The sequence below is a fragment of the Paraclostridium sp. AKS73 genome, assembly GCF_025671395.1.
In the GTDB taxonomy this organism is placed as follows: domain Bacteria; phylum Bacillota; class Clostridia; order Peptostreptococcales; family Peptostreptococcaceae; genus Paraclostridium; species Paraclostridium benzoelyticum.
The window spans coordinates 16,197-27,756 of sequence record NZ_JAIXHU010000020.1 but is presented as its reverse complement, the minus strand read 5'-3'; the positions used below and the strand labels follow the sequence as shown (position 1 = coordinate 27,756).

Genomic DNA, 11,560 nt, shown 5'->3' with positions numbered 1-11,560 from the left:
TACTTAAAATAAGAAACTATATATCAAAGTCTTCATCGTCGTAATTTAAGTCTTCGTAAACTACGTCTTCTTCAAATTCTAATTCTTCTACTTCTTCTTCTGATGTTTCAAGATTATCTATTTCTTCAACTATGCTATTTTCTTCAAGTTCGCTTATGTTTTCCATAACATCTAATTCAAACTCTTTAGCATCCTCATCTATATCTATAGATTCTCTTACTTCTATTTCTTGATCTTCTTCTGTTAATACTTTTACATCTAAGCATAAACTTTGAAGTTCTTTTATTAAAACTTTAAATGATTCTGGTATACCCGGTTCAGGTATATTTTCACCTTTAACGATAGCTTCGTAAGTTCTAACACGCCCTACAACGTCATCTGACTTAACTGTAAGAATTTCTTGAAGTATGTGAGCAGCACCATATGCTTCTAATGCCCAAACCTCCATCTCTCCGAATCTCTGACCACCGAATTGTGCTTTACCACCAAGCGGTTGTTGAGTTACTAAAGAGTATGGTCCTGTACTTCTTGCATGTAACTTATCATCAACTAAATGATGTAGTTTTAACATGTACATATATCCAACTGTAATTCTATTGTCAAACGCATCTCCAGTTCTACCATCATATAAAGTTACTTTTCCATCTTCTGGGTATCCTGCTTCTACTAATGCTTTTCTTATATCCGGCTCTTTCGCTCCATCAAATACTGATGTAGCTACATGCCATCCTAAAGTTTTAGCAGCAAGACCTAAATGAACCTCAAGAACCTGTCCGATGTTCATACGAGATGGTATACCTTGTGGGTTAAGAACTATATCAAGTGGTTGACCATTTTCCATGAATGGCATATCTTCTTCAGGTAATACTCTTGAGATAACCCCTTTATTACCATGACGTCCAGCCATTTTATCCCCAACTCTTATTTTTCTCTTCTTAGCTATATAACATCTAACTAATTCATTCACTCCTGGAGATAAATCATCTCCATTTTCTCTTGTGAACACTTTTACGTCAACTATTATACCAGATTCTCCATGAGGTACTTTTAATGAAGTATCTCTAACTTCTCTAGCTTTTTCTCCGAATATAGCACGAAGTAATCTTTCCTCTGCAGTAAGTTCTGTTTCTCCTTTAGGAGTTACTTTACCTACTAATATATCTCCAGAGTCAACTTCTGCACCTATTCTGATTACACCTCTTTCGTCTAAGTTCTTTATAGCACTTTCTCCGACGTTAGGTATATCTCTAGTTATTTCTTCTGGTCCTAGTTTAGTATCTCTAGCTTCACATTCATATTCTTCTATATGAATAGTAGATAGTCTATCTTCTTTTACAAGTCTTTCATTTATTAAGATAGCATCCTCATAGTTGTAACCTTCCCATGTCATGAATGCTATGAAGCAGTTTCTTCCTAAAGCTACTTCTCCCATTTCAGTAGATGGTCCATCAGCTATAACATCTCCAGCTTCTATCTTATCATTTTTATTTATTATAGGAGTTTGATTTATACAAGTACCTTGGTTTGAACGCTTAAACTTAAGTAACTTATATCTATCTTTATTTCCATCTTCTCTTCTTATGATTATCTCTTCTGCACTTACTCTTTCTGCTATACCAGCATTTTTAGCAACTACAACTGCTCCAGAGTCTTTAGCAGCTCTATATTCAACACCTGTACCTATGATAGGTGCTTCTCTTCTTACTAGTGGTACTGCTTGACGTTGCATGTTCGATCCCATAAGCGCACGGTTGGCGTCATCATTCTCTAAGAATGGTATCATAGCTGTTGCTATAGACACAACTTGCTTAGGAGATATATCCATGTAGTCAACTTTTTCAGTAGGAACTAATTCCATGGCACCATTTACAGTTCTACATACAACTCTGCTGTTTACGAATGCATCATTATCATCTAAAGGTTCATTTGCTTGAGCTCTTATGAATAAATCTTCTTCGTCAGCTGTTAAGTAATGTATTTCATCTGTAACTTTTCCGCTGTCCTTATCATATTTTCTATAAGGAGACTCTATAAATCCAAATTCATTTATTTTTGCATATGTTCCTAGAGAGTTTATAAGACCGATGTTTGGTCCCTCTGGAGTCTCTATCGGACACATTCTTCCGTAGTGAGAATGGTGAACGTCACGAACTTCGAATCCAGCTCTTTCTCTTGAAAGTCCTCCTGGTCCAAGTGCTGATAGTCTTCTCTTGTGAGTTAACTCTGATAATGGGTTTGTTTGGTCCATGAATTGTGATAGCTGAGAACTACCAAAGAATTCTTTTATTGCAGCTGAAACAGGTCTTATGTTTACTAATGCTTGAGGAGTTATAGATTCCATATCTTGAACCGTCATTCTTTCCTTTATAACTCTTTCCATTCTTGAAAGACCTATTCTAACTTGGTTTTGTAGTAATTCACCAACTGATCTTATTCTTCTGTTTCCTAAATGATCTATATCATCTATATTACCTATTCCATAGAATATATTAAATTGGTAGCTTATAGAAGCAATTATGTCATCTAATAATATATGCTTTGGTATAAGTTCTTTCATTCTAGATTTTATAGCTTCTTTTATCTCTTCTTCTTCACTATACTCATCTAAAATTTCTTTTAAAGTTGGGTAGTGAACTTTTTCTTTTATCCTTAAATCGTCTATATCAAAGTTTATATGTGATTTTATATCTACAAAGTTATTCCCTATAACTTTTACAACTTTTTCATCTTCAGTCAATAACTCAACAACATTTATTCCTGAGTTTTGTATAGCAACAGCTACCTCTAAAGATATTTTTTCTTCAGCTTTAACAAATACTTCCCCTGTTTCTGGATTTATAATATCGTTAGCTGAAATTTTGTTCATTATTCTATAGCATAATGCAAGTTTTTTGTTAAACTTGTATCTACCAACTTTAGCTAAGTCATATCTCTTAGCATCAAAGAATAATGCATTTAATAATGATGATGCACTTTCTACTGTTGGAGGTTCACCTGGTCTTAATTTTTTGTATATTTCTATAAGACCTTCTTCAACAGTTTTTGTGTTATCTTTTTCTAATGTAGCCATTAATCTTTCATCTTCGCCTAATAGCTCTATTATTTCTGCATCTGAACCTATTCCAAATGCTCTTAATAAGACTGTAACAGGTTGTTTTCTTGTTCTGTCAACTCTTACAGATATAACATCATTAGAATCAGTTTCGTATTCTAACCACGCACCTCTGTTTGGTATAACAGTAGATGATATAAGTCTTTTACCTGACTTATCCATTTCTTGAGCATAGTAAACTCCAGGAGATCTAACTAACTGACTTACTATAACTCTTTCTGCTCCGTTTATTATGAAAGTTCCCTTTTCTGTCATTAAAGGGAAGTCACCCATAAATACTTCTTGTTCTTTTATTTCACCTGTTTCTTTATTTATAAGTCTTACTTTAACTTTTAGAGGTGCACAATATGTTGCATCTCTTTCTTTACATTCTTCTATGTCATACTTCGGTTTCTCGTCTAAAGAATAATCAACAAATTCTAATATAAGATTACCTGTATAATCTTCTATAGGTGAAATGTCTTCAAACACTTCTTTTAAACCTTCTTTTAAAAACCACTCATAGGAATCGCATTGTATTTCTATAAGATTTGGTACATCAGCTATCTCTTTTATTTTTGAGTAGCTCATTCTAGTTCTCTTACCTATCGTGACAGGATGTGGCATTCACTTTTCACCTCTCAATAATTAAAAATAAAACCATAGTTTATTCTAACGCATCTAATAATTCTAACATAATTGCAAGCTTTTTTCAATATATAACTTTTATGTATATGCATAATATTAGCTTTTTTTGTTCGACATAAAACATGCATTATTTATTATGTTCAAAAATCATTCTCTAATTCGCTTTTTTAAAAAATATACTGTTATTTTTTGTATTTTAGGAAAAAAAAAGATGCCCTAAAGGACATCTTCTTTAAAAGAAAACTACTTAACTTCTACTGAAGCTCCAGCAGCTTCTAACTTTTCTTTCATTTGTTCAGCTTCATCTTTAGAAACTGCTTCTTTTAATGTCTTAGGAGCATTATCAACTAATTCTTTAGCTTCTTTTAATCCTAATCCAGTTATTTCTCTAACAGCTTTTATAACTCCAACTTTTGAAGATCCAGCACTTGTTAATACTAAATCAAACTCAGTTTTCTCTTCAGCAGCTCCACCAGCAGCAGCACCAGCCATCATAACTGGAGCTGAAGCAGATACTCCGAATTTCTCTTCTGCAGCTTTAACTAATTCATTTAATTCTAAAACTTTCATGTTTTCTATAGCTTCTAATATTTGTTCTATTGTCATTGTTAGCACCTCCGAATTATATTCTTTTCAATTAATAATTGTTATTTTTTTCTTATTCTTAAGTTTTAAGCTATTATTAAGCTTCTTGACCTTCTTGCTTCTTGATCATTGCATCTAATAAGTATGCAAAGTTTGATACTGGAGCTTTTAAGCTTCCAAGTAATTTAGCAAGAAGTACTTCTCTTGATGGTATGTTAGCGAATGCAACGATATCTTCTTTACCGTAGAATTCTCCTTCAACTACACCCATTTTTAATTCCATTTTTGGATGAGAATCCATAAATTCTTTTATTATTCTAGCTGGAGCAACTGGATCTTCGTATCCGAATGCTATCGCATTTGTTCCTACTAATAATTCGTCATTGAATTGTTCTATACCAACTTCTTTAGCTGCTTTTCTAACTAAAGTGTTTTTATATACTTTGTATTCAACACCAGCTTCTCTCATTTTCTTTCTTAATTCAGTTACTTCTTCAACTGTTAATCCTTTGTAATCAACAACTATAGCAGAAGAAGAGTTTTGTAACTTCTCAACTATTTCAGCAACAACATGTGATTTTACTTCTATAGCTTTTCTCATCTGGTCAGCACCTCCTTCATCCGATAGGTTTTATCTGCCGCAACTTATAAAAGCTTTTGTAATCATATAGACATACAAAAGCTTTAGCATCAAAATTTATCTAAAACCTCGGTAGGATATTAAGCTTAAAGCACCTACTGTCTACGGCAAATCTATTCTTTTTTATTTATTAACGAATATTATTTTAACATCGTTATTTATCAATGTCAAGCTTTTATTATTCAGCTATTTTAGCAGGATTAACTTTAACTCCTGGTCCCATAGTTGAAGTAACAGCTACGCTCTTTAAGTATTGTCCCTTAGCAGCAGCAGGCTTAGCCTTAACTATAGCATCCATTAATGCAGCAAAGTTTTCAGTTAACTTTTCTCCACCGAAAGATACTTTTCCTACTGGAACGTGTATTATGTTAGTTTTATCTAATCTATATTCAACTTTACCAGCTTTTATTTCATCTATAGCCTTAGCTACATCGAAAGTAACTGTTCCTGATTTAGGGTTTGGCATTAAACCTTTAGGTCCTAATACTCTACCTAATCTACCTACTACACCCATCATGTCTGGAGTAGCAACAACTACATCAAATTCAAACCAGTTTTCACCTTGTATTTTTTGTACTAAATCTTCAGCACCTACAAAGTCAGCACCAGCATTTGTAGCTTCTTCAGCTTTTGCACCTTTAGCAAAAACTAAAACTCTTTTAGTTTTACCAGTTCCGTGTGGTAATACAACCGCACCTCTTACTTGTTGGTCAGCGTGTCTTGAGTCAACACCTAATTTTATATGAGCTTCTACAGTCTCATCAAACTTAGCAGTAGCAACTTCTGCAACTAAAGCTAAAGCTTCTGAAGCATCGTATAATCTAGTTCTATCTATCTTATTTAAAGCTTCTACGTATTTTTTACCTTTTTTAGCCATTTTCATGTCCTCCTTGTGGTTATATTGGTTTTTTACCTCCCACTTTTTCAAGCGAAGATAACTAATCTAATATTAATTAGTCTTCAACAACGATACCCATACTTCTTGCAGTACCAGCTATCATTCTCATAGCAGATTCTACTGAAGCAGCGTTTAAGTCAGGCATTTTTAACTCAGCTATTTCTCTTACCTTAGCTGAAGATAAAGTAGCAACCTTCTTCTTATTTGGCTCTCCTGAAGCAGTATCTAATCCAGCAGCTTTCTTTAATAATACTGCAGCTGGAGGAGTTTTTGTTATGAAACTGAAAGATCTATCTTGATAAACAGTTATAACAACTGGTATTATCATTCCAGCTTGATCTGCAGTTTTAGCATTGAATTCCTTTGTGAATCCCATTATGTTAACACCGTGTTGTCCTAATGCTGGTCCAACTGGTGGAGCTGGTGTAGCTTTCCCTGCAGGTATTTGTAATTTTATTTGACCTATAACTTTTTTAGCCATTGAGCGCACCTCCTCAGATTATTTATTCTCTAGTTATATTTTTCTATGCCTTTGTAGTCTATTGCAAATAGAGTTTTTTTACCAAAAGCATCTATACACACTTTTACTTCTTTTGATTCCAGGTCTATCTCTTCTATAGTTCCTATTTGTCCTTCAAAAGGACCATTAGCAACCTTTATTACTTCGCCAATTTCAAAATTTATGTCTCCGCTTACTAATTTAGGAACAGCTGTATCTATGCCCATAGCTATTACTTCTTCTTCACTTAAAGGAACTGGCTTAGAACCTGGTCCTACAAATCCAGTAACCCCTTTAGTATTTCTTACGACATACCAAGATTCATCAGTAATAACCATTTTTACTAGTACGTACCCTGGAAATACCTTACGTTGTCTAGTTTTTTCTTTCCCAGTTTTTGTAGTCTCAACTACATCTTCAGTAGGGACAACCACTTGAGTTATGCAATCTTCCATACCTCTAGTTTTAACAGCTTTTTCAATTGTTGCTTTAACTTTATTTTCATGACCTGAATAAGTATGTACTACATACCATCTAGCCTCTTGTAATTCCGACATTCTGATTCTCCCTTTCTATTTTAGTATTAGATTTAGTGCACCAGATAATACACTATCTAAAGCCCATACTAAGATAGTAGCCGAAACAACAACAGTTAAAACAACTCCTGTGTTTTTTAAAAGCTCTTTCTTTGTTGGCCACGTAACTCTTTTTAATTCACTTTTAGTTTCCTTAACATATCTAACGAAACTAAATTTCTTTTTAGTTCTTGGACTTTCATTTATTTGGGCAGCCATTCCACACTCACATCCTTAATAAAAACTATTTTGTTTCTTTATGAGCAGTATGCTTCTTACAGAATCTACAATATTTTTGTAATTCTATTCTATCTGGGTTATTCTTTTTGTTTTTAGTAGTGTTGTAGTTTCTTTGCTTACACTCTGTACATGCTAAAGTTACTTTAACTCTCATCTGCTACACCTCCAACTCGTAAATACAATATATATATTGTTAACTTTATTGCCTACTCTGTATAATAGGTTCAATTTATCGTTTTTGAATCATCACCTCATATAAATTATCACAAATTAGTAGGCATGTCAATGTTTTTGTTAGTTTCAAGTTAAAAAAGAGGAGGATATCCCCCTCTTTTTTTAGTTTTCAAACTTATATTTAAATAACAGAATTACTCTATTATAGAAGCAACAACACCTGATGCTACTGTTCTTCCACCTTCTCTTATTGCGAATCTTAATCCTTCTTCTATTGCTATTGAGTTTATTAACTCTATAGTCATTTGGATGTTATCTCCAGGCATAACCATTTCTACACCTTCTGGTAACTTACAAGCTCCTGTTACGTCAGTTGTTCTGAAGTAGAATTGTGGTCTGTATCCATCGAAGAATGGAGTATGTCTTCCACCTTCTTCTTTCTTTAATACGTATACTTCTGCATTGAACTTAGTGTGAGGCTTAACAGTTCCTGGCTTAGCTAAAACTTGTCCTCTTTCTATTTCATTTCTTTGTATACCTCTTATTAATGCTCCTATGTTATCTCCAGCTTGTGCTTGGTCTAATAACTTTCTGAACATTTCTACTCCTGTTACTACTAATTTTCTTGGCTCTTCAGCTAAACCTACTAATTCAACTTCATCTTGAACCTTTAATATTCCTCTTTCAACTCTACCTGTAGCAACTGTTCCTCTACCTGTTATAGAGAATACGTCTTCTACTGGCATTAAGAAATCTTTATCTACATCTCTCTCTGGAGCTGGTATATATTCGTCTATTTGCTCGAATAATTCAACTATTTTATCTCCCCACTCTGAAGAAGAATCTTGTAATGCCATTAAAGCAGATCCTCTTACTATTGGAGTGTCATCTCCTGGGAACTCGTACTCATTTAATAAGTCTCTAACTTCCATTTCAACTAACTCTAATAATTCTTCATCATCTACCATATCACATTTGTTTAAGAATACTACTATGTATGGTACACCAACTTGTCTTGATAATAATATATGCTCTCTTGTTTGAGGCATTGGTCCATCAGTTGCAGAACAAACTAATATAGCACCGTCCATTTGAGCAGCACCTGTTATCATGTTCTTAACGTAGTCAGCGTGTCCTGGGCAGTCAACGTGAGCGTAATGTCTGTTTGGAGTCTCATATTCAACGTGAGCAGTTGATATTGTGATTCCTCTTTCTCTTTCTTCTGGAGCTTTATCTATATTAGCGAAATCTACTGCTTCCCCTAATTGATATCTATCGTATAATGTTTTTGTTATAGCTGCAGTTAATGTAGTTTTACCGTGGTCAACGTGACCTATTGTTCCTATATTAACGTGTGGCTTGTTTCTTTCAAATTTAGCTTTAGCCATTTTGAATTCCTCCCTTTGTATATTTGTTAATGCTTACATTAAGCTTATGCTAAGTATTTTACTATTAATTATTTCTGTTTTCAAGATATTTTTCCAATTTTCTCTTCACTCTTTGTAACGCATTATCAATAGACTTAACATCTCTATCCAATTTATCTGCTATGTATTGATAAGACTTGCCATTTAAGTACAATTCTAAAACTTCTAGCTCCAACTTACTTAAAATTTCATTCATCTTTGATTCTATATTTTTAAGTTCCTCTTTGCTTATTATTAATTCTTCTGGATCAGTAATTATACTTGTTGCTATTATATCTAATAAAGTTCTATCTGATTCTTCATCATATATAGGCTTGTTCAAAGATACATAAGAGTTAAGTGGTATATGTTTTTGTCTTGTTGCTGTTTTTATTGCTGTTATAATTTGCCTTGTTATACATATCTCTGCGAAACACTTAAAAGAGTTTGTTTTTGTACCGTCAAAATCTCTTATAGCTTTGTAAAGTCCTATCATACCTTCTTGGATTATGTCTTCTTTATCCGCTCCTACTAAAAAGTATGACTTTGCCTTTGATTTAACAAGTTTTTATACTTGGTAATTATATACTCAAGTGCTATTGTGTCCCCTTTGTTTGCTTTTAATACTATTTCATATTCATCTTGCTGAGAATTATTTATAAACCCAAAATTATTTTCTTTAGCTACTAACATTTTACTATCCCCCATTACTTAATTTCATAGGTATATTATAGTTTATTAAACTTAGTAATTTCAACGGTTTCTACGAATGTTCTCAAGTTTCGACAAAGTTTCTTTATCTAATCTATCTTCTAACCAATTTCTTTGAATTTTGCGCTCTGACCCTATTTGTTTACTTCTTATCTTGTTTTTGGCGTCTTCTATGTCTAATTTAAGCTCTCTAGCTGATATTCTAGATGCTCCTTTACCTAATACTATTTGCTGTTCAGCATAATCATTTGTAGCTACTTTTACAACATCATACTTAGATAAAGATGTTATATATTTTTCAATATAACTATCTGCTGTTTGATGTTCTTTTGTGTAAACCACTGTTATATATTTTCTATTTTCTATTTTTTCCATAGAGCTTTTAACATTATATGCATCAAAAACAATAATGGCTTTTTGGCCTGAAAATTCTGCATATTCAATGATTATATCAATTAATTTTTCCCTAGATGCATCTAAATCTTCTACTGAAATACGTCTAAGTTCTTCCCATGCATTTATAATATTATATCCATCAATTATTAGATAATGATTAAACTTTCTTTTCATTACCTTATTTAGAGCCTATTCTTTGTTTGAATATTTCATATAAAAGTATACTTCCTGCAACTGATGCATTTAGTGAAGTAACATTTCCTACCATAGGCATTTTTACTATATAGTCACAATTCTTTTTAACAAGCCTTGATATACCAAACCCTTCACTTCCTATTACTAGACCTATAGGCCCTGTTAGGTTTTGCTCATAAAATGTTTGTCCATCCATATCTGCGGCTGCAATCCATAATCCGTGATCTTTTAATGTTTTTATTGTATTAACTATATTAGTTACCTTGCAAACCGGTACATACTCTACGGCCCCTGCAGATGCCTTTACAACTGTAGGTGTTATATGAACTGATCTTCTCTTTGGAATTATAACTCCATGTGCACCTACTGCATCCGCTGTTCTTATTATTGATCCTAAATTATGAGGATCTGTTATTTCATCTAATATTATAAAAAATGGGTCTTCTCCCTTATCTTTTGCATTTTGAATTAGATCATCTAGTTCAAAATATTTATATTCACTAACATTAGCTATTACACCTTGATGTGAATGACTAGTACTTATTTCATCTAATTTATTTCTATCTACATATTGTATTATTATATTTTTTCTTTTGCCATTGCAGTTATCTTTTTTATAGAGCCTTCTTTAGCCCCATTCGCTATCATTATTTTATCTATCTCTCTATCGTTTTTTATAGCTTCTATAACTGGATTTCTACCTTCTATAATTGCCAAACTCTTCACCGCCTATAAATTATTAAACTTTTCTCTTACTTGAACAATATTTCCACAAGTCATTTTTCCTTCTGGACAAGGTCCTTTTATACACTTTGGCCCTATATTCTTAAATAATATAGGAGCTATTAATCTTACCTGTCTTAACATTTCTATAGATAACTCTCTAATTTCCCATTGTGCTCTTTCACAACATCTATGATTAAAGAAGTTATATAAACTTCTAGTATTCATTGTAAATACCATTTTCGTTTCACATGCATTAGGAAAAACATATCTTGCATCTTCTATTGCTTTCTTTTCTGCATTTCTTTTAGCTTCCTTCTCATTTTTTCCACTTTTGATTAAATTATTATAATGTTTTTCAAATAATATATCCACTAATTTGTCATAAGCTTCTTGATCTTTATTCATAGCATCTATAAATAATTCTTTAGCTTCCTCGATACTCTCTATTTCAGGAGGAACTATATACTCAAATTGATCTAGCTTAACATATCTTTGACTTTGTTGAGAAAAACTTGCTATACGATGTCTAACAATTTGATGTGAACAACTTCTTGATATCCCTTCTACAGCAAATGTAAATGTGACATGCTCTAACGGAGATTCATGTCCTATATTTATTAACATATTTAAAAATTTTTCTACACTTTCATCAGTTAAATTTTGTTCTATTTCATCTACTCCTACAGATGAATAACATAATTTTGCTGCCATTGATATCACTTTTTCTGGTTCAGGTGTGTGTGCTATTACTTTAACTTTCATGTGTGTACCTCCTT

Annotated in this window: 11 protein-coding genes, 2 pseudogenes and 1 other annotated feature; all 13 genes and pseudogenes read right to left on the bottom strand. The window is 32.7% G+C overall.

Translation table 11 applies throughout. The features are described from left to right. Positions 1-16: 16 nt before the first annotated feature. On the bottom strand, positions 17-3,718 hold the full coding sequence (gene rpoB, locus LEQ07_RS11730; protein ID WP_263330774.1) for a DNA-directed RNA polymerase subunit beta: 3,702 nt from the start codon (positions 3,716-3,718) through the stop codon (positions 17-19). A 264-nt stretch (positions 3,719-3,982) separates the two neighbouring features. Then, the gene (rplL, locus tag LEQ07_RS11725) at positions 3,983-4,345 is read right to left on the bottom strand and encodes a 50S ribosomal protein L7/L12 (protein ID WP_021428185.1); all 363 of its coding nucleotides are present in this window, start codon (positions 4,343-4,345) and stop codon (positions 3,983-3,985) included. Between the two features lie 76 nt (positions 4,346-4,421). Then, positions 4,422-4,925 (bottom strand): 50S ribosomal protein L10, encoded by a 504-nt coding sequence (gene rplJ, locus LEQ07_RS11720; protein WP_021428184.1) that lies wholly within the window; start codon positions 4,923-4,925, stop codon positions 4,422-4,424. A gap of 37 nt (positions 4,926-4,962) precedes the next feature. Beyond that, positions 4,963-5,090: a sequence feature (ribosomal protein L10 leader region), on the bottom strand. A 52-nt stretch (positions 5,091-5,142) separates the two neighbouring features. Beyond that, a complete protein-coding gene (gene rplA / locus LEQ07_RS11715; RefSeq protein WP_046823502.1) occupies positions 5,143-5,841 on the bottom strand; it encodes a 50S ribosomal protein L1 in 699 nt (232 codons plus the stop codon). 76 nt (positions 5,842-5,917) lie between these two features. After that, a complete protein-coding gene (gene rplK / locus LEQ07_RS11710; protein ID WP_025161505.1) occupies positions 5,918-6,343 on the bottom strand; it encodes a 50S ribosomal protein L11 in 426 nt (141 codons plus the stop codon). A gap of 29 nt (positions 6,344-6,372) precedes the next feature. Beyond that, complete coding sequence (gene nusG / locus LEQ07_RS11705) at positions 6,373-6,918, bottom strand: transcription termination/antitermination protein NusG (RefSeq protein ID WP_025161504.1); 546 nt, start codon at positions 6,916-6,918, stop codon at positions 6,373-6,375. Positions 6,919-6,933: 15 nt separating this feature from the next. Further along, on the bottom strand, positions 6,934-7,155 hold the full coding sequence (gene secE / locus LEQ07_RS11700) for a preprotein translocase subunit SecE (protein ID WP_021428169.1): 222 nt from the start codon (positions 7,153-7,155) through the stop codon (positions 6,934-6,936). A 25-nt stretch (positions 7,156-7,180) separates the two neighbouring features. Then, on the bottom strand, positions 7,181-7,330 hold the full coding sequence (rpmG, locus tag LEQ07_RS11695) for a 50S ribosomal protein L33 (RefSeq protein ID WP_021121979.1): 150 nt from the start codon (positions 7,328-7,330) through the stop codon (positions 7,181-7,183). A 214-nt stretch (positions 7,331-7,544) separates the two neighbouring features. Then, positions 7,545-8,738, bottom strand: coding sequence for an elongation factor Tu (tuf, locus tag LEQ07_RS11690; protein ID WP_046823501.1), 1,194 nt, complete (start codon positions 8,736-8,738; stop codon positions 7,545-7,547). Positions 8,739-8,802: 64 nt separating this feature from the next. Further along, a pseudogene (gene sigH, locus LEQ07_RS11685) lies at positions 8,803-9,449 on the bottom strand (RNA polymerase sporulation sigma factor SigH). Positions 9,450-9,509: 60 nt separating this feature from the next. Continuing rightward, entirely contained in the window at positions 9,510-10,037 is a 528-nt protein-coding gene (locus LEQ07_RS11680; RefSeq protein WP_046823499.1) for an NYN domain-containing protein, read from the bottom strand. 4 nt (positions 10,038-10,041) lie between these two features. Further along, positions 10,042-10,775 (bottom strand): annotated as a pseudogene (gene rlmB, locus LEQ07_RS11675) (23S rRNA (guanosine(2251)-2'-O)-methyltransferase RlmB). 12 nt (positions 10,776-10,787) lie between these two features. Beyond that, on the bottom strand, positions 10,788-11,546 hold the full coding sequence (gene thyX / locus LEQ07_RS11670) for an FAD-dependent thymidylate synthase (protein WP_263330767.1): 759 nt from the start codon (positions 11,544-11,546) through the stop codon (positions 10,788-10,790). Between the last annotated feature and the right edge of the window lie 14 nt (positions 11,547-11,560).